Consider the following 25997-nt stretch of genomic DNA (forward strand, 5'->3'; position numbering starts at 1 on the left):
ACATCACCGTTCTCCGGCGGTCAGCGGACCACGTGCGACGGCGGTGCCGGCACGTGCCGAGAGCTCGTGCCCGAGCAGGGTCATCACGTTGTCCATGAAGCCCCGGGTGCTGCCCGCTCCGCCGAGGTCGGGGGTCGCAGCCTCGCTGCCGGCCGTCTTCCGCACGCAGGCGCGGAGCAGGTCCGCCGCAGCCCCGTGGCCGAAGTGGTCGAACATCATCACGAGCGACATCGCGGCGGCGTAGGGATTGGCGGTCCCCTTCCCCGCGATGTCGGGGGCGCTGCCGTGCACGGGTTCGAACAGAGCGAAGCGGGTCTCCGGGCAGATGCTCGCGCTCGACGCCAGGCCGAGGCCCCCCATCAGGGCGGCGCCGATGTCGCTGATGATGTCCCCGAACAGATTGGAAGCGAGGACACCCTCATAGGGCGTCGGGTCACGGACCAGGTTGTAGCAGAACGAGTCGACGTACTCCTCGGAACCGACCAGTTCGGGGAACGCCTCCAGTTCCCTGCGGAACACGTCCTGCCAGAGCCGACCTGTGTTGGGCACGGCGTTGGACTTGTGCACCAGGGTCACCTTGCGACGGCCGGCCTCGCGGAGCCGGCCGAGGCAGTACCGGACGAAGCCCTCGACGGTCTCCCGGGTGTACAGGCACTCGTCGATCGCCACCGTGACCGCTCCTGACCGGCTGATCGAACCGCCGACGCCGGAGTAGAGTCCCTGCGTGTTCTCGCGGTAGAGATCGATGACACCGTGCTCCAGCACCACGGGACGGTGGTTGACGTAGAGGTCGAGCCCCCTGCGCAGACCGAGCAGGATGTCACGGCCGTGCGCCATGTCCGGGATACGCGGGTCGCCGAGCGCTCCCAGGTAGACGGCCCCGTAGTCGCGGGAGAGGCGGTCGGTCGCACCGGGGGGAAGCCCGGTGCCCGTGGCGAGCCACTGGTCGGCTCCCCAGTCGAACACGTCGTAGGTGATGTCCAGGCCGAATGCCTCGCTGAGCATCGTCAGCGCGGGAAGGGTCGCCGGGACGACCTCCTGGCCGATCCCGTCTCCGGGAACCACCGCGATCTTCACGGCCGGGCCTCCGTTCCCAGCATCGTCTCCACGGAGCTGAGGCGTCCGGAGATCGCCGTGGCGGCCACCACGTAGGGCGAGGCCAGATACACCTGGCCAGGCCCGGAACGTCCCGGGAAGTTGCGGTTCTGCGCGCTCACGGTGACCTCGGCGGGGCTCTCGGAAACACCCGGGCCGGCGTTGATGCACGCTCCGCAGGAGGGCGGCAGCACCTGCACCCCGACGTCCTCGAACAGCGTGATGTACCCCCGCTCGACGGCGTACTTCATGACCGCCTCGCTGCCGACCTGGATGTAGGCCTGCACGCCCGCGGGTACCGCCATGCCCCGTGACCGGGCCAGTTCGAAGACACTCGCGTACATGTCCATGTCGTACGCCTTGCCGCCGGTGCAGGATCCTCCGTAGACCTTGTCGACCTTGACGTCGCCGTGGACGACGGCCAGGGGGACGGCGTTCCTCGGATCCCCGGGGAGTGCCACCATGGGCTCCACCTCCGCCAGCGCGATGTCCACCACGGAGCTGTACGTGGCCTCCCTGTCCGAGGCCAGGGCGAGCGCACCTGTGTCGCGCGCCGGCCCGGGGCGCTCGGACAGATGACCGCGCGTCACGTCGTCCGGTTCGAAGAGGGCGGTCATGCCGCCGGCCTCGACAGCCATGTTGCACAAGGTGGCGCGCTCGTCCATGTTCGTCGCGGAGCAGCCGGGACCCGAGAAGAGCAGGACCTTGCCCAGAGTCTGGCTCCCCTCGATCATCGGGTGCGCCAGCAGGGTCAGCATGAGGTCCTTCGCGCACACGCCCTGCCGCAGCCGCCCCACCAGGTTGATCCTGATGACCTCGGGGACCTTCACCAGGATCTCGCGGTTGTACCAGGCGTTCGCGATGTCGGTCGCACCCACACCGAACGCCAGGGCGCCGACGGCACCGGCCGTGCACGTGTGACTGTCCGTGCCGATGATGACGTCTCCCGGCCAGGCGACGTTCTCCACGATGTAGTTGTGGCAGATGGCACGACTGCCCCCGTTGTCGGACGGGCCGATGAAGCGGCCGCCGCCGAGCGTGGCGAACTCCTCCTGCCGCCGGCCGAGGTTGTGGACCCGCTCGATGAGTTCCAGGCCCCGTGGGCGCCGCGTCAGCACCTGGTCCGCCAGCGAGAGGTGGTCCTGGAAGAAGTAGCAGGACTCCGGGTCGCTCAACGTGGCCTCGGCGCCGAACTGCTGGGTGAACATGCCCGCGGCCATGGGCGTGACGTACTCGTGCGAGAACCTTACGTCGGCCTCCACGAAGTAGGATTCACCGACCCGTACGCTCGAGCCCCCGGGAAGCCCGTTCCGGGGCGAGAGCCGGCTCTGCACGATCTTCTCCACGATGTTCAGCGGCCTCTCCCCGTCGAACACGGGCCGGATCGAGGGCCGTTTCCCGTCGCGATGTCCCCGGTTGAAGCCGAACAGGCCACCGAGATCGATGATGGCGCGTTCCATGTCGTTGGCGCTGCGCGTGAACGCCTCGAGCGGAAGCTCCTCACCGTTCAGGAGAGCGCCGAGGACGTCGAAGTCATCGCATGTGACGATGCCGACGTTGCGGCAGTTCTGCTGGTAGATCCGCTCGAAGGACCGGGCGAAGACGAGTTGGACCCCGCAGTACTTCTCCGCGTACACGGCGTGCTCCCGCGAGGAGCCGCTTCCCTTCGCCTCACCGCTGACGACGACCTGCGGGGCGAACGCCCGCACCGCGCCCTCGCCGAATCGCCGTTCGCGCAGCCCCAGGTAGGCGTAGTCGCCCAGCTTCTCGTCGTACCAGTAGCAGCACCATCCGGGGATCATCTCGTCCGTCGAGATGTTGTTCCTGAGCGGGCGGCGCAACAGCTCCGCCGGGGTGAGGACGTTGCTGCCGTCCAGTTGTGCGGCAAGCAGCTCGGGGTCCTCGGTGAGGACGAGCACGTTGCCGCGGAGCGCGATCGTGCGGTCGGGACCGCTCGTCGTCGGTTCATCCGGACGTCGCAATGATCTGCCCTATCTCTTCGTCGGTCAGGGGCACCCGGCTCGTCTTCGCCCGCTCCAGCACCGCCTTGATCAGGGTGGTGTCGTGGGGTGGGTAACCGCGCAGGGTCAGCCAGTACTTGACGTTGTTCGCGCCTGAGGCCGCGTCTATGAGGACTTCCTGCTCACGGCCGAGCAGGCCGGCCGGAACGCCGGCGTAGACGCTGTCCTTGAGCGCCACGCTGCCCTTCTCATGGGCCTTGAGGATCGCTGACGCGTGGACGCCGGCACTGGTCTTGAAGACGTCGCGGCCCATCGCCGGGTAGTTCTGCGGGATGCCGACGCCGAGCACCGGTGCCGCGTACTCGCAGTACTCACGGAGGGCCCTGAGATCGTACTCGTGGTGGCCGTCGAGATGGCTGTTGACCATGAGCTGGTCGAGGGACGCGTTGCCCGCCCGCTCGCCGATCCCCAGGATCGTGCCGTGGACGCGGTCGCAGCCCAGGGCGAGCGCGGTGAGCGAGTTGACGAGCGCGAGGCCGCGGTCGTTGTGCCCGTGCCATTCGAGCGCCATGGGATGGCCGCGGTCGGCGAAGTAGCGCTGGGTCCACCGGATCAGTGCCTCGGTCCCGCTCGGCACGGCGGCACCGACGGTGTCGCAGAGGGTCAGGCGTCGAGTCCCCGTGTCCACGGCGACGTCGTAGATGCCGTCCAGCACCTCCGGAGTGCACCGGACAGCGTCCTCCAGCACCAGGACGAACTCCACGTCCTCCCGTCGGCACTCCGCCGCCGACTGGCGGATGGCGCACCTGATGCGTTCGATGTCCCAGTCCTCCACGTACTGCCGAATGGGACTGACACCGATGAACACATAGGCCTCGACCCCCAGGCCCGCCTGCTGCCCCACCTCACAGATCGCGTGGATGTCCGACGGGTGGGTGCGGCCCGCGTAGCCGGGTGTCAGGGCGAGACCGTTCGCGGCGATGTGCTTCGCGAGTACCGTGCACTCCCGGGCGGCGGCCGCGTCCGAGCCGGGGAAGCCCAGGTCCGCGGACCGGACTCCGGAGCGGACCATGTGATCGACGATGGCGAGTTTCTGGTCCACGGTGGGATTGCGGATGTGCGGGGCCTGGAGGCCGTCCCGTAACGTCTCGTCGAAGAGGATCCCCGCATGTGCCGGAGCGGGGGAGGCCTCCTCGGCGCTGACATCGTTCCAGGTGAACCAGACATCCGCGGTGGGTGTCGTGTGCTCGTTGGCTGTTCCGCTCACGGTGGTCTCCGGTGTGTCTCGTCTGGGTCGGGCTGTTCGCTCTCCTGCTGAGGGGGCGCGACCGGGCGGTGGGACCTCACCCGTCGGTACGGAAGCGGTCGATGGCGTCGAGGCGCTGGGCGCGCGGGGTCCGTCACGCGCCGTCCGCGGTGGCGCGGAACAGATTCAGGCGGTCCGTGCCGACGCGTTCACGGGTGGCGGGGTCCGTGACGCCGAGTCCCGGCTCCGGAGCCAGACAGAGGACGCCGACCTTGCCGAGGTGCTGGTTGGACTGGACGCTGCGGGCGGCCTCCCCGACCTCGTCCAGTTCGTAGACCGTGGAGAGCGCCGGCACGATTTTGCCCTGGCTGATCAGTCGGTTGGTCTCCCACTGTTCCTGAAGGTTGGCGCCGTGACTGCCGATGATCCGCTTGAGGTTCATCCACAGGTAGCGATTGTCGAACTGGTGGTGGTACCCGGTGCTCGAACCGCAGGTGACGATGGTTCCGCCGCGCCGGGCGAGGAAGACGGAGGCGGGGAAGGTGGCCTGGCCGACGTGCTCGAAGACGATGTGCGGGTCCTCGCCCACCGCCTTGCGGATCGCCTTGCCCATCCGCTTCCAGCCCTCCGGGGTCTGCAACGCGCCGGGGGTGCCCTGTTCGACCTCGGTGCGGTCGATGACGACGTCGCAGCCGAGCCTGCGGACGATCTCCGCCTTCTCCGGGGAACCGACCACGCCGATGGACGTGCCGCCGCCGTTGCGTACGAACTGCACCGCGTACGCCCCCAGGCCTCCGCTGGCACCCCAGATGAACACGACGTCGCCCTGCTTCATCCGGGCGCCCTTGTCGCTGACGAGCATGCGGTAGGCGGTGGCCGCGCACAGCGGGTTGCACGCCGCCTCCTCCCAGCTCAGATGTGCGGGTTTGGGCAGCAACTGGCTGGCCCGGACGACCGAGTAGTCCGCGAGACCGCCGAAGTTGGTCTCGAACCCCCAGGCGCGGGGGTGGTCGCTGAGCATGCTGTCGGCGTGGCTGGCCGGCTCCTGGTCGTTGACGTGGGCGGTGGCGACCACCACGTGGTCGCCGGCCTGCCAGCCGGTGACGGCCGACCCGGTGCGCACGATGACGCCCGCGGCGTCCGAGCCGAGCACGTGATAGGGCTGGTCGTGCCGCGTGTGCCAGCCGCCCTTGGCAGCGAGGTGCTTCAGGAATCCGAAGGTCGGCATGGGTTCGAAGGTGGCCGACCACACGGTGTTGTAGTTGATGGCGCTGGCCATGACGGCGATCACTACTTCGTCGGGGGCGAGCTCCGGCATCGGGACCGGACCGACGTGCAGGGACTTGCGCACGTCCTTGTCCCGCACATCTGCGAACATCCCGGTGTCCTCGACCCGCAGGTAGGCGGCGCGGAACCGGTCGGGGACGGCGTGCCGCTGGAGTTCCTGGCCGTCGGCCCCGGTCAGCACGGCTTCGGTGAGGCTGGTCATGTGAGTCCTTTACGAGAGTCGAGTGGGTCCTTCGAGCGGGCCGAGGGGAACGGTCAGGGGTGCAGAAGGCCGACCGTCTCCCCGCTCATCCAGGCTTGGGACAGCCGTCGGTAGACGTCCGGAAGCGGCTGCGAGACCTGTTCCCACAGGCTCGTCAGACGGCGTCGCGAGCCGTGGCAGTAGACCGCTGTCAGATCCTGGGCGTGGGGTTCCTCGTCTTCGCTCCACGCGGCGCGGGCCAGCACGACCGCCATCGTGAACACCTCGGTGACGATGCGGTTGACGGCGATCAGCGTCTCCTGACGGAGGAGGAGCTCGGGAGCCGGCGTGCTGCCCGTGAGCTCCGCGCAGACCTCACCGAGTCGTCGTACGTCCTGGAAGAGGGCCGTCAGGTGCCCCTCGTTGACCTCCGACAGAGCGCCTGTGTCGACCGTGCCGGACACGGGCTGTTCGCCGCTCGGTCCCGGGCCCGGGGCGTCCCGGTAGTACGTGGCCAGCATGCGTGCGGCCAGGACGCGGTCGAGGTTGAAGTCCACGCCGCCGCCGACCCTCAGCCCGCGCAGATCCCGCTGGGCCTGCTCCGCGGGGAAGGCCGCGACACCCCGTGCCGCCTTGCTGCGCGCGGTCTCGAAGCCCTGGGCGGCCATCAGCGACACCGCACGGTCCGCCACCCGCCACGCGGTCAGCGAAGTGATGTTCTTCAGCGCGTCGCGTTCCCACTGGGACCTGGTGGCGTCGGTGCCGATCAGCGCCCGGCGCACCGCGCTGTCCATGGCGTAGACATCCGCGGCCGACGCGGCGGTCATCCGCTGGATGGCCTCGTACTCGGCCAGCGGCCGTCCGTCGACCCGGCGTCCGGCCACGAAGGACCGGGACCAGTCGAGGCACCGCCGGGCGATCGCCATCGAGGGAGCGCTGATCAGATAGATCCGGGCCAGGGTGTGCAGTTCCGCGAACGGCGACGCGCTACGCCACTGCGCGTGCGCGGACACCGTGTGGCCCACCGGGACGAACACGTCGGTCATCCGCAGATGCGCCGAGGGCGCACCACGCAGCCCCATGTACTCGTGTTCGGCGACGACCTCGAAACCGGACGAGGGAACCTCGACGAAGAACAGGCCGACCTGACCGCCGCTGTCCTCGACGGTCGCGGTCACGGCGACGAGTCGTGCGAGGGAGCCGTTGCTGATGAACACCTTCTCGCCGTTCAGCAGATAGCCACTGCCGTCCGCCGTGAGACGCGCGGTGGCGGACCGGTCCGAGTTCGCGGCACCCTCGGGTTCGGTGCTGGCGATCGCGGACAGGGATCCGGCGGCCAGATGCCTGGCGAGGAGATCGTGCAACGGGCCCTCGGGCAGGGCGCGCAGGTAGGTGCCCGGACCCATCGAGTTGTGCGCCGACAGCAGCATGCCGACGGCGGGCGAGCGGTGGGCGGCCGTCTCGTAGACCCGGAACGCGCCGTACTCGGAGAGGCCGAGACCGCCGTCCGCGCACGGAAGCGACATGGCCAGGAATCCGGCCTCGGTGAGCCCGCGGACCAGGCCGTCGGAGAGCCGGCCGCCGCCGTCCAGGGCGAGTGCGTCGAGATGCTCGTCCAGCAGCTTCTCCAGCACGGCCATCGCTTCGTCAGCGGCCCGCCGGTCCTCCGGGGACTGCTGGGGGACGGAGCGCAGTTCCGTCCAGGGGAGCCGGCCGTGGACGATCTCCCGCAGGATGTTCGACGTCATATGAGCCTCCGCAGCACGTTCATGAACTCCTCCGGCCGTTCTCGCAGGTAGAAATGTCCGCCCGGGATCAGCCGCACGGTGCAGTCCGCGCGGGTGTGCTGATCCCACTCGGGCAGCAACGGGGTCGAGATGTCGTTCTCCCCGCCCAGCACGGAGAGGGGGATGTCAAGAGGCGGCTGGGGGTCGTGCTTGTACGTCTCGAAGACGGTGAAGTCCGCGCGGTACGCCGGCACCACGAGCTTCGACAGCTCCGGATCCTGGCGCAGCGCGTCGGGCAGGCCGCCGTACCGCTCGTCGATCGCGGCCAGCAGTTCGTCGTCGTCCAGGGTGTGCAGCGGGCTGCGCGGATGGGTCAGGTGGGGTGCCGGGTAGGCGGACACCACCAGCCGTTCGGGCAGCGGGCGGCCGGCGGCACGCAGGGCCCGGACCGTCTCGAAGGAGGTCAGACCGCCGAGGCTGTGCCCGAAGAACACGAAGGGCGCGACGAACTCGGTACTCCCCACGAGCCCGTCCGTGAACTCCTGGACCGAGGTGACGGGCGCCTCCGCGATCCGCGACCCGCGGCCGGGGGCCTGGATGCCCCACACCTCCACGTCGGGCAGGTCCTCCGCCCAGCGCACGTACTCGCCGGGCGAACCACCGCTGTGCGGGAAGCAGTAGAGGCGCAGCCGTGCCTCGGGTCGTTTCCGGCGGCAGACCAGCCAGGGTGAGCGGGCGGCCATCACTGATCACTCTCCGCGATACGTCGGTCCGTCAGTTCGGCCAGGGCGGCGACGGTGGGGTGGACGAAGACCTCGCGGGTCTCCAGGGGGATGTGGAACGTGTCCCGCAGCCAGGCGGCCAGCCGGGTGGCCAGGACCGAGTCGCCGCCGAGGTCGAAGAGGCTGTCGGACGGCTCGACCTCGTCGAGTCCGAGCAGCTCCCGGAAGGTCTGCGTGATGCGCAGCGCGGTCGGCGTGCCGGCCGCGGCCTCGTCGTCCGGGGCCACGGTCCCGTGGTGCCGCGCGTCCCCGGCAGCGCTCCCGCCGTCGTCCGCCCGGGGTGCGCGGCCCATCCACGCGTCGGGGACCGACGAGGTGGCAGCGGACGCGCCGGCCGTGAGGTGCGCCTCGGACTCGGGCGGTTCCACCAGGTAGTGCCTTCGGTACAGGGGATGCCCGGGCAGCTTGACCCGCCGTCCCGGCCGCCCCTGCCGCACCCGGTCCCAGTCGACCGGGGCACCGGTCAGCCACAGCCTGCCGAGCGCCTCCAGCGCGACGGCCAGCGAGGAGCTGGGATCCGTGGGGTGCGGCTGGGACTGTACGACGAGCTGATGCTCGGTCAGCTCCGGGTGCTGCCGGGACAGTGTGCTCAGGGTCATGCCGGGACCGACCTCCAACAGGATGCGGTCGGGCTCCTCCAGGAGAGTGGACACGGCGTCCCCGAAGCGGACCGCCCGACGCATGTGAGCCGTCCAGTACGACGGATCGGTCAGCTGCCCGGGCTCCACCCAGGTGCCGGTCATGTCGGAGACGAAGGGCACCGTGGGCTCGGCGAGCCGGATGCCGGCGACCGTCGCGTGGAACTCCTCGAGGATCGACTCCACCAGCGGCGAGTGGCCGGCGCCCGAGATGCGCAGCTTGCGGAAGTCCATCCGGCGGTCCGTCAGGACCTGCGCGAACGCGTCGATGTCGGCTTCGCGTCCGGACACGGTCACCTGTCCGGGACCGTTCACCGCGGCCACCGTGACGGTGTCCGGGAGCAGCGGCAGTATCTCTTCTTCCGGCCGTCGGACGGCCAGCATGGCGCCGGGCTGCACCGTCTGGAGCAGCCGCCCCCGCATGCCGACCAGGCCGACACCGTCCTCCAGGGAGAACACCCCCGCGGCGCACGCGGCCGCGTAGGCGCCGAGGCTGTGGCCCACGACCGCACTGGGTTCGATGCCCCAGTGACGCCAGAGCCGGGCCAGCGCGTACTCGATGACGAACACCGCCGGCTGCGCGACCGTGATGGAGTTGACGCGCCGCTCCGCCTCCGCCACGGAGTCCGCGTCGCCCGTGTCAGGGTGGATCAGGGCGCGCAGTTCCAGGCCCAGTCGGCCGAGGGCGGCCTCGCAGGCCTCGTCGAGGTGGCGCCGGAACTCGGGCTGGTGCTCGTAGAGGTCCCGGGCCATACCGATGTGCTGACCTCCCTGCCCCGGGAACATGAAGGCCACCGGGCGCTGCTTGGGCGCCGCCGCGGCCGTCAGCACCCGCCGCGGTGTGCGTGCCGCGAAAGTCTGCGCGGCGTCGGAGGTGTCCCGGGCGACCAGGAAACGGCGGTGCGGGTAGGCGCGGCGGCCCTGCTGGAGAGTGAGCGCCACGTCGGCCGCCGACAGCTCCGGGGCGCCGGCCAGCCGCTCGGCGGTCGCCGTCGTCAGGTCCTCCAGGGCGGCCTCGGACCGGGCCGACAGCGGCAGCACCTCGGGCACGGCAGGTCTGCCGGCCGGCGCCGGTACGGCGGGCGGCTCGTCGATCACGACGTGCACGTTGGTGCCTCCGATACCCAGCGCGGTGACCCCGGCCCGCCGGGTGCCGCCGGGCACCTTCCACTCGCGCAGCTCCGTGTTGACCACGAACGGGCTGGAATCGAAGTCGATCTGCGGGTTCGGCTTCTCGAAGTTGAGGCTCGGCGGGATCTCTCCCCTCTCCACGGCGAGGACGGCCTTGATGAACCCGACGACACCGGCGGCCGCGTCCGTGTGCCCGATGTTCGTCTTGACCGAGCCGAGGTAGCAGAACCCCCGCTTGTCGGTGCCGGCCCGGAACGCCCGGGTGAGCCCCGCCACTTCGATCGGATCCCCGAGGGGTGTACCGGTGCCGTGCGTCTCGACGTAGCCGACCGAGTCCGGCTCGATGCCCGCGGCCAGGTGCGCGGCCCGTACGACCTGTGCCTGGCCCTCGATGCTCGGCGCGGTGAAGCCGATCTTCGCTCCACCGTCGTTGTTGATGGCCGAGCCGCGCACCACGGCGTGGATGTGGTCGCCGGCGGCCAACGCGTCCGACAGCCGCTTGAGGACCACCACGGCTGCGGCGCTGCCCCCTACGATCCCTGAGGCGTCGGCGTCGAACGCCCGGACGTGTCCCTCCACCGCGAACGGGCCGCCCTCGCTGTAGCGCACCGGGAGCAGCGGCAGCCGGATTCCCGCCCCGCCGGCGACGGCCACGTCGCAGTCGCCGGACATGAGGGCCTGGGCGGCGAGATGGACAGCGGTCAGCGAGGTGGAACAGGCGGTGGCGACGGTCACCGCGGGGCCGCTCAGCCCGAGCTTGTGCGCGGGCCGCGTGGTCAGATGGTCGGCCCCCGCGGCGAGCCGGAACTCCCAGTCGTCGGCGAAGGGCAGCCGGGCACGCTGGGCGCGCAGCACGGAGTAGTACGTCGTCATGCTGCCGCCGGCGAAGATGCCCACAGGGGGGCCGTCCGCGCGCGGGACCAGTCCGGCGTCCTCCAACGCGGTGTGCACCACCTCCAGGAAGACCCGCTGTTGTGGATCGATGAGGAGCGCGTCGCGCGGCGAGTAGCCGAAGAACTCGGCGTCGAACTCGGCGGCTGACTCCAGTAGTCCGAAGGCGGTCAGTCCCTCTCCGTCGGGGCCGACCGGGCCCAGTGGGGTGATGGACTCCACGCCCGCCCGGAGGTTCTCCCAGAACGCGTCGATGTCGGCGGCGCCCGGGAACCGTCCGGCCATGCCGACCACCGCGATCTGCTCCGACGCGGCCGGCGCGCGCTCGCCCCGGTCCCGGACCTCGACGCGCGGTGGCGCGGACGGTACGCCGCTGAGGTGGGCGGCGAGGGAACTCACGGTGGGGAATTCGAACAGGGTCATCAGCGGGACCGAGATCCCGAGTTCCGCGTCCAGCCGGTGGTGTACCTGGGCGAGCAGCAGGGAGTGCCCGCCCAGGTCGAAGAAGTTCTCCTCCAGACTGACCCGGGACAGCTCGAGTGCGTCGCACCAGAGGTCGGCGATCCTGCGCTCGAGGGTGTCGGCGGGCAGGCGTGTCGCCGGCGCGGCCGGCTGTCCGCCGGGTTCGGGCAGCCTCGTGGTGTCGACCTTGCCGTTGAGGGTGAGGGGCAGCTCGGGCACCACCACGAACCAGGTGGGCACCATGTACTCCGGCAGACTGCGTGCGGCGTGCCGGCGCAGCAGGTCGCGGTCGGGTCCGGCCCCGGAGTCCTGCGGAACCACGTAGGCGACCAGCTGGTGATGGGCCGACCCGGACGACGACGTGGCCGACGCGGGTGTCCGGGGAGCACGCACCACCACGTGCGCGTCGCGCACCAGGTCGTGCGAGCGCAGTACGGAGGCGATCTCACCGAGCTCGATCCGGTACCCCCGCACCTTCACCTGTTCGTCGATCCGCCCGATGAACTCGATCTCGCCGTCGGCCCGGAACCTGGCCAGGTCCCCGGTCCGGTACATACGCGCACCGGGGACGGACGAGAACGGGTCCGGTACGAAGGCCTCCCTGGTCAGCTCCGGACGCCCGAGGTAGCCCCGTGCCACGCCGGAGCCCCCGATGTGGAGCTCGCCGACGACCCCGGCCGGTACCGGCCGGCGCCCCGTGTCCAGCACGTAGGCGGCGACTCCGGCGACGGGCCGGCCGATCGACGGCTCACCGTGTGCCTCGCCCTCGGCCGCGACCGTCGCGACCGTGGTGAGGACGGTCGTCTCCGTGGGGCCGTACACGTTGATCAGACGGAACGGGGTTCCGGGACCGGGCCGGGCGGTCAGCCGTTCACCGCCGGTTACCATCAGCCGCAGGGTGGTTCCGGGGTCCCACGGCAGACCCAGGAGCGGGGTGGCCAGGGCGACCGGCAGGGTGGTGAGGGTGATGGAGCGCTCCGCCATCCACCTCTGGTAGTCGGCCGCCACCAGCAGGACGGCCCGGTCCGGGAAGTGCAGGGTGGCGCCGACCGCCAGTGACGGCCAGATCTCCAGCTGGGTGGCGTCGAACCCGGGGGAGAAGACACAGGTCGCGTTGTCGTCCCCACTGAGGCCGTACTCCCGTACGTACCAGGAGACGAGGTTGCTGAGCCCGCGATGCGGTACTTCGACGCCCTTGGGCCGTCCGGTCGAACCGGACGTGAACATGATGTAGGCGAGGTCGTCGGCGGAGACGTCCGTCGTGTCGGGGGCGGCGTCGACGGCCACGTCGTCCTCCTCGGCCGTGTGCACCGTGAGGCAGGTGAGGCCCGGGAACCGGGTCCGTCCCTGGTCGTCGGTGATCACCACGAGAACGTCGGCGTCCTCGGCCATCGCCTGCGCACGGGCCTGTGGATGCCCAGGGTCGATCGGCAGGAACGCGGCCCCGGTCTTGAGCACCGCCAGCTCGGACATCACCAGGTCGGGTCCCGGCGGCAGACAGATGCCGACCACGGTCCCGGCGCGCGCGTCGACAGCCCGCAGCCGCCTGGCGAGCAGGCCGGCGTCCCGGTCCAGCTCGCCGTAGGTCACCGACCGGCTCCCTTGGACCAGCGCCGCCTTGCCGGGCTCCGTCCGGGCCCGCAGCTCGACGCGGCGGTGAACCGGCAGGAACACCTCCCCTGGCATGTCGTCGCCGACGGCCGCGGGGGCGCTCCACTCGCGAAGGATCCGCCGCACGTCCGCGTCGTCGGACAGCCGGAGCCGGCTCACCGGGGTCCCCGGCTCGGCCAGGGCGTGGTCCAGCATCCGCAGGAAGGCCGCGGCCATGCCCTCGACGGTCGCGGCGTCGAACAGGTCCGCGTTGTACTCCCAGGTCAGCGCGATCCCGTCGGCCGGCCGGCCGTCCGCCGCGGCATCGTCGCAGTGGGGCCGGACGCGGGGAGCCATGATGAGGCCCAGATCGGACTTGGACGTCCCGTTGAACGGTTCGGTGATGACCGACTCGGCGTTGCCGAATCGCGGTCCCCGAACGCTGTCGTCGTGAACGGTGATCATGGTCTGGAACAGCGGCGCGTGCGCGGCCGTCCGGGAGATGCCGAGGTCGTCGATGACCAGGGGCAGCGGGCAGGCCTGGTGCGCCGCCGCGTCCAGCACGGTCTCGCGCGCCTGCCGCAGCAGTGCCTCGAAGGTCGTGTCCTCGGAGAGCCGGGCCCGCAGGGCCGCGGTGTTCATCACCAGGCCGACCAGCTCCTCCTCTTCCCGGGTGCGCCGGTTGGCGAGCGGACTGCCCACGCAGATGTCGGTGTCGCCGCTGTAGCGGTGGAGGATGCCGGCGAAGCACGCGTACAGCACCATGAAGCTGCTGACTCCCTGCGCGCGGCAGACCGCGTCCAGGGCAGGCATCAACGCGGCGGGCACCTCGCCGGCGACCCGGCCGCCCCGATGGGACGGCACGGACGGCCGGGGTCTGTCGGTCGGGAGGCCGAGCAGCCCCGGCACGCCCGACAACTGCTCGCGCCAGTAGGCCCGGTGCTCCTGCATGGCGGGGGATTCGAGCGCCTGCCGCTGACTTCGGGCGTACGCCCGGTACGGTGGAGCAGGAACCTCGGCCTCGAGCCGCCCACCGCGTGCCCCGGCGTTGTAGAGCTCCTCGAGCTGCCGCAGTACCAGGGAGAACGACCAGCTGTCGTGCACGATGTGGTGGCCCACGGCCAGCAGTTCGTGCTCACGCGGGCCCAGGGTGAAGGCCGTCCAGCGTTCCAGAGGCAGTTCGGAGAGCACGAACGGCCGGGTGAGCTCCTGTCCGGTGAGCCGGCGCAGTTCCGCCTCCTGCTCGGCCGCGGGCAGGCCGGAGAGGTCCACTCGGCCGATCTTCACCGGACCGGCCGGATGGACGACCGGCGTGGGCCGGCCGCGCTCCTCCCGATAGGTGGTGCGCAGGATCTCGTGCCGGGCGTGGACCTGGGTCAGCGCCTCTTCCAGCAGGTCGAGATCGAGTTCGCCGCGCACTCGGATGGTCCGGGAGCTGTTGTACACGGGGTCCTGCGGGGAGAGCTTGTGCAGGAACCACATCTGTTCCTGGTTGACCGACACCGGATCGATCGGCGCGGCGCGGCCCGGCGAAGGACGGTCCGGCGCGGGATCCCCCACCGTGGGATTGCCCGACGCGGCATCGCTCGGCGCGGGACTGCCCGACGCGGCAACGCCCGCCGCGGACGGTTCCGGCTGGTTCGCCGGCGTTTCGTCCCGTGGTCCGGCCGCGGCCCGCCGGACCGCTTCCGCCAGTTCACGCAGTGTGGGATGGACGAAGATGTCGCGGACCGGGAGGGCGATGCCGGTCCGTTCCCGGATGCGCGTGACGATCTGAGTGGCCAGCAGGGAGTCGCCCCCCAGCTCGAAGAAGCTGTCGTCCCTGCCGATCAGCTCCAGGGCCAGCACTTCCCGCCAGATCGCGTTCAGGTCGTCCTCGACGGCGGCCGCCGCCTGCTGTACGTGCTCGTCTTCGGTCGGATGCACACGAATCTCCGTGATGTGGGCGGTTCCACCCTGCTCGGCACACGACGCTGGGGCGGATGGGGCGCAAGTGCGAGTGGAGGTGAAAGCCGCGACCCGGTGGTGGGTCAGTCGGCCGTCGGCAGGTCCGTCCGGGCCGGCGGCGCGATCTGGGCGGTACCGGAACGTCCGGTCCCGAACAGGCGGGCTGTGGCGGTGAGGACCAGGAGGGCCGTCACCGTGATGCCGGTCCCGGTCAGAGTCAGACTGGTCATGGAACCGTCTCGCAGGGCGAGTCCTCCGACAGCGCCGCCGACGGCCGCGCCGAGGTACGAGGAGGAACTGTTCAATGACAGCGCGACGGTCGGCGCCGGGCTGTCCAGCCCCGCGATGCGGTGGTTCTGGGCCGTGGGAAGTGCCCAGCAGGCGACGCTGATCACGGCGAGGACCAGCCCGAACAGTACGCGGCTCAGGAGGGAACCGCTCGGTTCGGGCAGGGTGAGCACCGTCATGGCGGTCAGACCGGCCAACAGGACCGCCGTGGCCGTGAGGTAGGCGCGGTGGCCGCCGACGGCGTCGGCGGCGCGCCCGCCGACGGCACTGCCCAGCACGGCGGCGACACCCCATACCAGCAGGAACGCGCTGACCCCGCCGGCACCCACCCGTGTGGTCGTGGTGGTGAGAGGAGCGATGTACGTGAAGACGGCGAACACTCCGGCGCAGGCCAGCGAGTTCGACAGCAGGGCCGTCAGGACTCCGGGGTGGCCCGCGACCTGGAGCCGATCGCGGAGCGTGGCGGCCGGCGGGGTCGGGACCTGCGGCAGGGCCACAGCCAGCACGATCGCCGACAGAGCCGCCAGAGCGGCCACCAGGACGAGCGTCGTGCGCCAGCTGCCCACGGTCCCGACCAGGGTCCCGATCGGGACACCGAGCGCGGTGGCGGCCGACATGCCACCCGCCACCAGAGCGATCGCGCGGCCACGCCGTTCCTCCGGCGTGATGCTGATCGTGATGGCGATGCCGCACGGGATGTACAGCCCGGCTCCCAGGGCGGCGACCACCCGGGCGGCCATCAGCACGGGATAGCCGGGCGCGACGGCTCCCAACGCGTTGGCCGCCACGAAGGTGACCATGGCGGTCAGCAGCAGGTGCTTCCGGCGCACGGCACCGGTGAGCGCGGCGAGGACCGGCGCGCTCAGTGCGTAGACGAGAGCGAAGACACTGACCAGCTGGCCGGCACCGGACTGCGTGACATGCAGGTCCGTCGCGATGTTCTCGAGAAGTCCGTTGATGACAAAACTGTCGGTACCGATACTGAATGCACCCATGCTGAGCGCAAGTAAAAGTGTCAGGTTTGGCCTGGCCGATAACACTGGATACCCATCTGTGTGGACTATGCAGAGGTCTCAGCGTGCGTGAATTTCAGCAGAACCCCGCGAATCCTTCACGAAGGGCCCACTTCACCGGATCGGCATGTCAGAGAATGCCGGATACTTCGTGCTCGCTCTTCGGACCTCATGTCCACCCCCGTCGACACGTTCCCGGCCTAGGCCAACTCGTTCACAAAATCGAACACGGGGGAACGTAACTGATTCAACTTGGTGCAGTCAACAGTTGAGCCACCACGGAGACCGTCTGGTCGGTCAGGGTTCCGGGCCTCGTGTTCTGGCTGAAAATCCATGCTGCCCATCCGCCTGACCACCGGCTCCGAAGCGCGGGCACGGGGTACTGGGCTGCCGTTTTGGCTGGAACATGCTTCTGCGTCGCGAGGGGCCCGCAGTCGGACCCGGCCGTCGCCTCTCGCGCACGCCTCATCGCACCGCAGGGCCACCCCGATTATTTCTGTGAGATTTCAAGTTGCCGGCCCGCGGCGGTATCTCCTCATGTCAGCGCCCGCGTGTTCCCGCTTTGCTCAAGTCTATGCGTAAAGAATTGATTCAGGTCCTGATCCGGTACACAACCGGCATTTCGAGTAAAGCAGGTGAACTGGATATGCGAGTCCGAATCACCCTTTATTATTTGTGTTGACAGGCCTGACGACCTCTGACTAACTTCTTTCGGTGGCTCGGACGGGGTTCAGCAAAGTCGTGAGGACGATGCTGTCGAGCTCGGTCGATTCGACCTGCGAAGTGCGGCGGATCGCGACCCCTTTCCCGTTCGGTCAGCCGACCTCCCGGAAATTTGGGAAAGGTGGAGAAAGTGCTTGTCGCGCATGCGGCGGCGCACGGATCCCTTGGTGAATTATGGCAGGGGCCGGTGCCGCACGACGGGGGCTCCCGTATTGGCCTCGTGACCCTTCCGGTGTCGCGTCACAGCTACGCGAGCTATTACTCGAAGCCGGCACCGGCCGATCCCTCCGACGCCTCGCCGGTGGCACACCTGACGGCGAAGAGACGGGCGGCGCTCGAGTGCTACACGCGCCTGCACGACGTCGAACTCCCCGCCGGCCGCTGGGAGTTCAGCTCGGATCTGCCGGTCGGCAAGGGGATGTCCAGCTCGACGGCCGACATCCTGGCCCTCATCAGATGCCTTGATTCCCTGTTCGATCACAAGGACGATCCGGACACCACCCGCAGGATCCTCACCGCGATCGAACGTTCGGACGCGATTCACGCCGACCGGTACACGCTGTACCTGAGCGGCGCCCATGTCTTCGTCCGGGACTATCCGTCGACCGTGGCCTTCAACGTCTGCTACGCCTACGACGAGCACGAGGTGCGTACCGAGGACTACCCCGAGACCGACCTCCTGCACGTCTACCAGGACTCGGCGCGGGACTACGCGGACTCGCTGCGACGGCTCGACGAGGCCCTGACGGACCAGGACGGCCTCGCGATGGCCCGGGAGGCGACGCGGTCGGCCGAGCTGGCACAGCGCTACCTCCGAAGCGACCTGGTGGCGGACCTCCTGCGGGACTACTGGGACCTGGGGGGCGTAGGCGTCATCCGGGCGCACACCGGGACCGTCGTCGGCCTGCTGTCGACCGCCGACTTCGACGCGACCACACGAGCCGATCTGTGCAGGTACTTCCTGCTCCGGGGCTACAGGTGCTACTTCACGAGAGCGGGGTACCCCCTTGTTTGACCACATCGCCGACGCGCTCGCCCAGCCCGACCTGATACGCCTGCGCCCCGGCCTGTTCACCCTCCGGTTCGAGTCCATGAAGGTGATCTCCGCGCTCGGCGCGGTGGAGCAGCTCATGGCCGACGGGGTGATCCGTCCGGGCGACACCCTGGTCGACAGCTCCAGCGGCGTCTACGCGCACGCGCTGGCACTGGCCTGCCAGAAGTACGGCTTCCACTGCCACATCGTGGCTTCCCCCATCGTCGACGCGGCCCTGCGAGCCCAGCTCCAGGTCCTGGGCGCCACGGTGGACCAGCCGGACGCCACGGACAACGCGAAGCTGGACCAGGCCGGCCGGGTGCGGAAGGTGATCGAATACGTCGGACGCCACCCCGGCACCCACTGGATGCGCCAGTACCACGACCGGATTCACTACCGCGGCTACGAACACGCGGCCAAGAGCATGATGAAGCAGCTCGACGTCCCCGAGCTGGTTCTCGTCGGCGGAGTGGGGTCCGGCGCGTCGACGGGCGGGCTCGCCACGGCGCTGCGGCGCCACGGCGTCGACGCCCGGCTCCTCGGGATCCAGCCCTTCGGGAGCGTGTCCTTCGCGAGCCAGGACGTCGAGGACCCCGAGTTCCTCATCGCCGGCCTCGGCAGCGGCATCCACTTCGGCAACATCGACTACGACGCCTACGACGACATCCACTGGATCGACTTCACCTACGCGAGGTCGGGCAGCATCGAACTGCTCCGGGAACACGGCGTGTTCGCCGGCCTGTCGAGCGGCGCCGCGTACGCGGTGGCGGAGTGGCAGGCGTCCAGACACGGGTTCGACGACGGGCGCCCCGTCGTCTTCGTGACACCGGACACCGGTCACCGCTACGTGCACACCGTGTTCGAGGACCCCGACTCGGCCGTCGTACGGGACTCCGACCGCTATCCCCTCGTCGTGACCGAGCCCGTGGAGCTCCGGCTGCCCTGGTGCAGGACGGACTGGAAGCGCCACGGCGTCAACTTCGCCAAACCGAAGAGCGAGTTCTGACGTGGCCAGGGTCGTCATGCTGGAGGCGCTGGCCTACGGCCTGGACCGCCTCACCGAAGCGGCTCGGCGTCGCGGGACCGAGCTGGTCCTGCTGACGTTCGACCGCGAGTACTACAGTCGGCAGCTGGCCGGCAACGACTACCTGCGTGTGGTGGACGCGGACACCTTCGACATCGACGCGGTGCGCGCCGCGCTCGACGCCCTGGGTGACGTGTCCGGCCTGATCTCCAACACGGACACCTGGGCGGGAACCGCCGAGACCCTGGCCGAGGAACGCGGCTTCCCCAACGTCCTGCGCGACGTACGCCGACTGCGCGACAAGGTGTGGGTACGCAACCAGGTCGCCGACGCGGGGCTGAGCACCGGCCGCGCGGTCCGGGGCTCCGACTGGGCGGCCCTCGCCGGCTCGGGACACCTGCCTGCCGAACCCGTGCTGCGCATCGTCAAGGACGCGGAGGGCACCGGAAGCAGACACGTCCGGCTCGCGGACGGAACGGAGTCCGTCGCCGACGCGATCGAGGAGCTGCGCGGGCAGCACGTCCCCGCGGAGCGCATCACCGTGGAGCCCTACGCCTGCGGCCCGCTCTACAGCGCCGAAACGTACACCGCGGAGTCCGGCACGGTGCTCCTCGGCGTCAACAGCCGCACGGTCTCGGAGTTGCCGCAGTTCCGCGAACTGGACCTGACGTTCCCCATCGGCAGGGGCAGCCGATGGGAGACGGACATCGCGGACTGGGTGTCCCGCGTACTGGCGTGCGTACGCCGCGGCACCGGGTTCTCACATGTCGAGTTCGTGCACACGGCGGACGGATTCGAACTGGTCGAGGTCAACGCGCGACTGGGCGGCGGCAGGATCGGTGAGGGCATCCTCCAGGCCGGCGGCGTCGATCCCTTCGAACTGCTTCTGCTCCAGGCCACGGAGCCGCACATCGACGCCCGGCACCTGGAGACCGCCGCGCGTGAACCCGTGGCCGGTGGCTTCGCCCAAGTGCTGAAGTACGCCTCGCAGGACGGGAAACTCGGAGACGTCACCGGCACCGGGGAACTCGGCAGGTTCCCCGGCGGCATCGAGTGGCATCCGCTCAGGGACTCCGCCTCCCTCATCGAGAGTGTGGACGACCAGCGGGCCTGCTACGGCTTCCTCACCGCCCGAGGGCCGTCGCCCGAGATCGCGCTGCACCGAGCCCACGCCGCCGCCCGGCACCTGAGGGTCACCGGGCTCGGACCGTCCGGGCCGCGATGAAACGCTCGTCACGCCTGTGGCTGCCGTCCTGGTGCAACGGCCCCGTCGCGGTCCTGCTCTTCGGAGCGTTCGTTTCCAGCGTCGGCGTCTTCCTGGTCGTGCCGTACCTCGGCCTCTATCTGCGCGACTCCTCCGGACTCGGTTCGGCGACCGTCGGCCTGCTGCTGGGACTGAACTACTGGGGCACACGAGTCTCGGGTCTGGCCGCCGGAGCCCTGGCCCACCGGTGGGGCATGCGCCGCGTGATGCTGCTCGGCAACCTGCTGCGGGTGCTCGGTTATCTGCTGTTGCTCGGCGGCTCCCTCGCACAGGTCACCTGCGCGGTACTGCTCATCGGTGTCGGGGCCGGCGTGTTCTTCCCCGTGGCCAAGGCGTGCCTGTTGCGTGTGGTGGACGAGGAGCACCAGCTCGAAGCCATCGCAGCACGCAACATGTGTGCCAACACGGGAGTCGCGCTGGGGCCGCTCATCGGGATGCTCGTGTTCGTGCAGGGGCCACGGGGTCTGTTCCTGCTCGCCGCAGTGGCCTTCGGCGCCCTCAACGTCCTGCTGCTGCGGCTGCGCCTGCCGCAACGACAGGACAGCGGCGAGCCCGCCCAGGCGTACTGGCGCAACGCCGCGGCCCTGGCCGTCCGGCGGCCCGTCGTCCTCGTGACCGCGGCGACCACGCTGCTGGGCGTCGCGGTCGTCCAACTGGAGAGCACGTTCCCCCTCCTCGTCTCGCGAGGGCCTTCGACCTGGCTCGCCGGCGCCCTGTTCCTGATCAACGCGTCGCTGGTCATCGTGGTGCAGCCGCCCGTGATGAAGGTTGTCGCGGGCGGGAACGTCCGTCCGGTCTTCGTGGCGGGGTTCACCCTCTTCGCCGCCAGTTTCGTCCTGCTGTCGGCCCCCGGGCACCTGTGGCCGGTGTGGCTCGTGGCGGTCGGCATCTTCAGCGTGGCGGAGGTGGGTGTGAGCCTCTGGATCGACGACCGCGTCAGAGCCCAGGGAGCGGACGACGCCACCACCGTCTACGGGCTGTCCGGGGTCGGCGACGCGTGCGGAGGTCTGGCCGGGGCCTACCTCGGCGCGTCGCTGATCGGTGCCGCGCACTCCTCGTCCGCGGACGTCTGGAACGGCTACTGGGTCCTCGCCCCGATGCTGATGGCCGCCGTCCTCGTCCTCGGCCCCCTGCTGCCCACCACGCCCCGGACCGGCCGGTCGCAGGCCACACGGCACGACGACCGCGCACCGGATCCGAGCACCAAGGGAGATGTATCACGATGACCGTCACCGTCCTCGGGATCGGCTACGGTGCCGACGTCACCACGTCCACGGCCGCCGCCCTGGCCGAAGCCGACGTGCTGATCGGACACGAGGTCTTCCTGAACAGCGTCAGGCACCTCGCCGGGCCGGACGCCGAGTGCTTCGACGTCCTGGACCGGGCGACACCCGAGGAGGACGTCTTCGCCGTCCGCACCAGGGTCGCCGCCGAACGCTCCGCCGCCGGCGCGAAGGTCGTCATCGTCTCCGGCGGCGACCCGGGACTGCTCGGCATGGCCGGCCCTGCGCTGCACCACCTCAACAGGACCGGGGACCGAGCCCTGCCGGACGTCCGCGTCCTGCCGGGCCTGTCCGCATGGCAGTACGCCTCCGCCGAACTCGGCGCACCCTTCAACGGCGGGGTGGCCGTACTGTCGCTGTGCCTGTACAGCCACAGCGACGAAAAAGTCGCACGCCAGATCCGCGGGGCCGCGCTGTCCGGTCTGGGCACGGTCGTCTACATGCTGCGCCACAACGGCGAGCAGCATCCCGAGCTCTTCCCCACCGAGCGGCCCGCCGCCGAGATCTCCCGTCGGCGCTTCACCCTCCTGCGGGACACGTACCTCGCGGAACGCCCCGCCGACACACCCACCTACCTGCTGGACGGACTCGGCCGAGCCGAGGGACACACCCGCATCGGCGCCCCGCTCGCCGACGCGCTCGACCTCTACGAGAAGTCGGGCCCCGAGTCGGTGTGGTGTCTGCCCGGCGAGGAGTACGAGCAGGGTGCCGGGCTGATATGGGGCACGACGTGACGACTCCTCACCCCACGCGGTCCCCGTACCTGGAGGCACTGCGCTGCATCCAGTGCGACGAGCGGCACCCGGTCGCGGACCATCCGCAGGGCTGCCCGTCGTGCGCGGCACGTGGACGGAACTCCAACCTCTTCTGCGTGTACGCGGACACCGCCCCCGCGCACCAGAGGTACCCCTACACGGGTGTGCCCGTTCTGGGCCAGGGGGAGACCCCGCTGCTGCCGGTCGGCCGGCGGGCGAACGTGTGGGTGAAGAACGAGGCGGTGAATCCGACCGGCTCGCACAAGGACCGGTTCTCGGCGTTCGTCACGGCACACGCCCGTGCCTCGGGGTACCGCGGCGTGGTCATCGGTTCCTCGGGCAACGCGGGTCTCTCCGTGGCCGCCTACGCGGCGGCCACGGGGCTGAGGTGCACTGTGGCCGGCTTCGACTGGCTGCCCGACCGGGTACGGACCTACCTGACCGGCTTCGGCGCCGAGGTGCGGACCTTCGCCACGGACCGGGAGCGCGTCGCCCTGGTGGAGGAACTGGCCGGCGCACCGGACACCCTGGCCGTCTCCAACGTCACGCACCCCGTCGTCGGCAGCAGCTGCTTCGGCATCGAGGGCTACAAGCGGATCTCCTGGGAGATCCTGGAACAGGCGCCCGAGCCGGTACGGCACGTGATCCTGCCGTCCAGCCGGGGGGACCTCGCCTGGGGTGTCCACCGCGGCTTCGTGGAAGCCGCCGAACAGCTCGGCCGGCCGATCCCGCGACTGCACCTCGTCGAGCCCTATCCACGGCTCTCCGCCGTGCTCGACGGAGCCTCCCTCACCGACAGGTTCCCCGGCGACTTCGGGCGGCTGTCGTCCATCGCGGGCGACGGCACGACCGTACAGGCGCATCGCGCCGTCACCTGCTCCAAGGGTTCCGCGGTGGTGGTGCCCGACGCGGTCGCCGACGAGTGGTTCCAGCGGCTGTGCCGCCGCGGACACGTCTGGGAGCGCAGCAGCACCACGGTCTTCGCGGCCCTGGACACACTGCGCGCACAAGGGCGCCTGAGAGAGGGGGAACCGACCGTCCTCATCGCCACATCGCACCTTTTCAAGGGCTTCTAGCCGGTTCAAAGGCTCCCGGCCGACAGGACAAACAGGCGAACAAGGAAAGGAAGAAAAACGATGAAGACCAGCAGCCTCTGGGGAACCCCGCCGTCGCGCTTCTACCGCTTTCTGAGGCTTCTCGGCGAGCAGGCCAAGGACAACGCGCCGACCTTAGCCGTCGTCGGCTGCGCGGACGGCAAGTTCGTCGTTCCCGCCGCGCGTCGCGGATTCAAGGTGTGGGCGATCGACATCGACGAGATCGCCCTGTTCGGTGGCACGAAGAACGACGCCTCGGGCGAGGTCCACATGCCCGGGCTGAAGTCGCGGGTCAAGGACGAGAACCTGGAGGAACTCGTGGAGATCGTGCACGGCGACTTCATGGAGTCGCCGCCCGGCCGGACGTTCGACGGCGTCTTCACCAGCGGCGCCCTCCAGTACTCCAACAACATGGAGCACAGCCTGACGGAGATGGTGGACGCGGTGGGTGATCTGGTGCGTCCGGGAGGCCTGTTCTACCTCGACTACATGCTGCCCTACGAGGAGAAGTACAAGGGCCGGCCGAACTGTCCCGAGGCCCCCTGGTGGGCCGACTACTTCGCGCGGCGTCCGCAGTGGGACGTCCGGTACAACCGCGTCATGGAACCGACTCTCGACCGTGCCCACGTCGAGTACCCGGTCGACCACTACCATCAGTGGGGACACGCGCTCGCGGTGCGCGTCAAGTCGGCCTAGGGGCGTGCCGTGCCGCACGCCGAACGACATGACGAGATCCTGGAGGCGGTGGCTCCGGTCGTGGCCGGGACACTCTGCCCCTTCGCGGTGAAGGCGCGACTGCGCAGTGCTCCCGCGTACGACGAGAGCCGCTCGCTGCGCGCCAATCTGGAAGCGTCCGTCGACGCCCTCACGTGCTTCACCGAGGACGCGCGTACGGAGGCCCTGGACGCGTTCGTGTACCGGTTTCCCCAGTCGGTGGTCGGAGACGGCGTCAACCGACTGGCGCGGCTGGTGCGCACGCTCGTCGAGGTGCTGTTCGTCCGCGACCCCGTCGACCCGCGCGTACCGGCACGGCGCGACATTCTGGCCCCGTCGTGGCGGCTTTCCTTCGCAGGCGTCGACTACTTCGCACCGGTCTTCTCACCCGTCTACGGCAAAGAGCACAGCCGGTACACCCACGGAGTCAGCGACAGCGTCTTCGTACTGATGCAGCCGAACAGTTCCTTCCATTCACGGCTCGGAACGAGATCCGCGAAGATACGCGGGAACATAAGGGCCCGTTTCGCCGAAGCCGGACGCCCGTACCCGAGCCCGGAACTCGAAGCACACAAGTTCGTCCTCCCGCTGGACCCCGAAGACAAGCCGGTGGCCTGGTACGATCTACCGCCCTTTCCCCAGGAACGCATCGTAGAGAGAGGGCTCATGGCCTCGTGAACAAAGTACTTCTCGCCAGTCAGAACTCCATCAAACTCGAAGAAGTCCGCAGCATCTTCCCCGAGGTCGACGTTCTGCGCGCCGATCTGCTGGAAGTGCAGTCGGTGGACGTGCGGCGGGTGGTGGAGCACAAACTCGAACAGGTCGCGGCCCTGCGGCTTCCCGCACCGGTCATCGTCGAGGACACGGGACTCGCCGTGGCGGCCTGGAACGGCCTGCCCGGCGCGCTCGTCAAGTGGTTCGTGGACGGACTGGGCGCCCAGGGACTCAAGGAGGCTTTCCCGTCCCACGGGCCCGTCACGGCGATCGCCACCAGCGCGGTGGGCGTCGTGTTCGACGGCGAGTGCGAGGTGTGGGAGGGGCACACCGAGGGGAGACTGGTCGACGGCCGGGGCCAACTCGGCGGCTGGACACCGGTCTTCGAGGTGAAGGGCACCGGACTCACCCTCGGCGAAATGGGTTTCGACGACCGGATGCGCTGGACCATGCGGCGGGAGCCGCTCCTGGCGGCCCGGGACTGGATCGCCAAGCGAACCGCCGCGAGGCGGTGAGCGCCGCGCGCCGGCCGACAAGCACATCCCCCCACCCCCCCCCAAGGAGGCATGGTGAACATATGCGTCTTCCTCTCCGCCGCGGACCTCGACGAGCGCTACGTCGGACCGACCCGTGAATTCGCGGAGCTGCTCGGCAGGTCAGGCCACACGCTGGTGTGGGGCGGATCGGACGTGGGCCTGATGAAGGTGCTCGCGGACGGCGTCCAGGCGGCGGGCGGACGGCTGTGCGGCGTCTCCGTGGAGTTCCTGACACACGTCGTACGACCCGGCTGCGACGAGATCGTGATCGCCAAGGACCTGGGTGAACGCAAGGCGCTCCTGCTGGACAAGGCGGACGCCGTGATCATGCTCGTCGGAGGCACCGGAACCCTGGACGAGACCACCGACATCCTGGAGCTGAAGAAGCACGAACTGTGCGACAAGCCTGTCGTCGTGGTGAACACCGCGGGTTTCTACGACGGGCTCAGGACCCAGCTCGTGCGTATGGAGGCCGAGGGCTTCCTGCCCGTACCCCTGTCCCAGTTGATGTACTTCGCCGACACGGGCAAGCAGGCACTCGACTACGTCGAGAAGTACATCGAGGAAAGAGCACAGGCCGCCATCGCCAACTGACGGCCCGTCCGGACGAACAAGGGA

18 protein-coding genes are annotated in these 25997 nt (G+C 69.8%); 10 read left to right on the forward strand and 8 right to left on the reverse strand.

The annotated features are described in order from the left end of the window. Positions 1-3: 3 nt before the first annotated feature. From AAW13_RS34255 to AAW13_RS34290, 8 genes are all read right to left on the reverse strand, one after another. Positions 4-1077 (reverse strand): isocitrate/isopropylmalate dehydrogenase family protein, encoded by a 1074-nt coding sequence (locus AAW13_RS34255; RefSeq protein ID WP_046731284.1) that lies wholly within the window; start codon positions 1075-1077, stop codon positions 4-6. Next, positions 1074-3077 (reverse strand): aconitase family protein, encoded by a 2004-nt coding sequence (locus AAW13_RS34260; protein ID WP_046731285.1) that lies wholly within the window; start codon positions 3075-3077, stop codon positions 1074-1076. Before AAW13_RS34260 ends, AAW13_RS34255 begins: the two co-directional genes overlap by 4 nt. After that, positions 3061-4323 carry a LeuA family protein gene (locus AAW13_RS34265; RefSeq protein ID WP_052768625.1) on the reverse strand — a complete coding sequence of 421 codons (1263 nt, stop codon included), beginning with the start codon at positions 4321-4323 and terminating at the stop codon, positions 3061-3063. The genes AAW13_RS34260 and AAW13_RS34265 overlap by 17 nt, the downstream gene beginning before the upstream one ends. A 133-nt stretch (positions 4324-4456) precedes the next feature. Next, a complete protein-coding gene (gene ccrA / locus AAW13_RS34270; protein WP_046731286.1) occupies positions 4457-5791 on the reverse strand; it encodes a crotonyl-CoA carboxylase/reductase in 1335 nt (444 codons plus the stop codon). A gap of 53 nt (positions 5792-5844) precedes the next feature. Next, the gene (locus AAW13_RS34275; protein ID WP_052768626.1) at positions 5845-7518 is read right to left on the reverse strand and encodes an acyl-CoA dehydrogenase family protein; all 1674 of its coding nucleotides are present in this window, start codon (positions 7516-7518) and stop codon (positions 5845-5847) included. After that, positions 7515-8240, reverse strand: a complete 726-nt coding sequence (locus tag AAW13_RS34280) for a thioesterase II family protein (protein ID WP_046731287.1) — start codon at positions 8238-8240, stop codon at positions 7515-7517. Before AAW13_RS34280 ends, AAW13_RS34275 begins: the two co-directional genes overlap by 4 nt. Next, positions 8240-14917, reverse strand: coding sequence for a hybrid non-ribosomal peptide synthetase/type I polyketide synthase (locus tag AAW13_RS34285; RefSeq protein ID WP_046731288.1), 6678 nt, complete (start codon positions 14915-14917; stop codon positions 8240-8242). The genes AAW13_RS34280 and AAW13_RS34285 overlap by 1 nt, the downstream gene beginning before the upstream one ends. A 104-nt stretch (positions 14918-15021) precedes the next feature. Next, on the reverse strand, positions 15022-16221 hold the full coding sequence (locus tag AAW13_RS34290) for an MFS transporter (RefSeq protein ID WP_052768627.1): 1200 nt from the start codon (positions 16219-16221) through the stop codon (positions 15022-15024). Positions 16222-17182: 961 nt separating this feature from the next. On the opposite strand from AAW13_RS34290, the gene AAW13_RS34295 reads away from it, so the two are divergent. The 10 genes from AAW13_RS34295 to AAW13_RS34340 all read left to right on the forward strand — a co-directional run bounded on the left by AAW13_RS34295 (position 17183) and on the right by AAW13_RS34340 (position 25973). Beyond that, positions 17183-17977: a GHMP family kinase ATP-binding protein gene (locus AAW13_RS34295; protein WP_046731289.1), complete on the forward strand. Its 795-nt coding sequence runs from the start codon at positions 17183-17185 to the stop codon at positions 17975-17977. Then, on the forward strand, positions 17970-19001 hold the full coding sequence (locus AAW13_RS34300; RefSeq protein ID WP_046731290.1) for a pyridoxal-phosphate dependent enzyme: 1032 nt from the start codon (positions 17970-17972) through the stop codon (positions 18999-19001). Before AAW13_RS34295 ends, AAW13_RS34300 begins: the two co-directional genes overlap by 8 nt. Before the next feature lies 1 nt (position 19002). Next, complete coding sequence (locus AAW13_RS34305) at positions 19003-20244, forward strand: ATP-grasp domain-containing protein (protein ID WP_052768628.1); 1242 nt, start codon at positions 19003-19005, stop codon at positions 20242-20244. Further along, positions 20241-21509 (forward strand): MFS transporter, encoded by a 1269-nt coding sequence (locus tag AAW13_RS34310; RefSeq protein WP_046731291.1) that lies wholly within the window; start codon positions 20241-20243, stop codon positions 21507-21509. Before AAW13_RS34305 ends, AAW13_RS34310 begins: the two co-directional genes overlap by 4 nt. After that, entirely contained in the window at positions 21506-22300 is a 795-nt protein-coding gene (locus AAW13_RS34315) for an SAM-dependent methyltransferase (protein WP_046731292.1), read from the forward strand. The genes AAW13_RS34310 and AAW13_RS34315 overlap by 4 nt, the downstream gene beginning before the upstream one ends. Continuing rightward, the gene (locus tag AAW13_RS34320) at positions 22297-23397 is read left to right on the forward strand and encodes a PLP-dependent lyase/thiolase (protein WP_167391760.1); all 1101 of its coding nucleotides are present in this window, start codon (positions 22297-22299) and stop codon (positions 23395-23397) included. The genes AAW13_RS34315 and AAW13_RS34320 overlap by 4 nt, the downstream gene beginning before the upstream one ends. A gap of 60 nt (positions 23398-23457) precedes the next feature. Continuing rightward, positions 23458-24111, forward strand: coding sequence for a class I SAM-dependent methyltransferase (locus AAW13_RS34325; protein WP_046731294.1), 654 nt, complete (start codon positions 23458-23460; stop codon positions 24109-24111). A gap of 87 nt (positions 24112-24198) precedes the next feature. After that, complete coding sequence (locus AAW13_RS34330) at positions 24199-24807, forward strand: YqcI/YcgG family protein (protein WP_167391761.1); 609 nt, start codon at positions 24199-24201, stop codon at positions 24805-24807. Continuing rightward, entirely contained in the window at positions 24804-25358 is a 555-nt protein-coding gene (locus tag AAW13_RS34335; RefSeq protein WP_107483478.1) for a non-canonical purine NTP pyrophosphatase, read from the forward strand. Before AAW13_RS34330 ends, AAW13_RS34335 begins: the two co-directional genes overlap by 4 nt. 54 nt (positions 25359-25412) lie before the next feature. After that, a complete protein-coding gene (locus AAW13_RS34340) occupies positions 25413-25973 on the forward strand; it encodes an LOG family protein (protein ID WP_046731448.1) in 561 nt (186 codons plus the stop codon). Positions 25974-25997: the final 24 nt, after the last annotated feature.

The organism is Streptomyces humi (genome assembly GCF_001005085.2).
Taxonomy (GTDB): domain Bacteria; phylum Actinomycetota; class Actinomycetes; order Streptomycetales; family Streptomycetaceae; genus Streptomyces; species Streptomyces humi.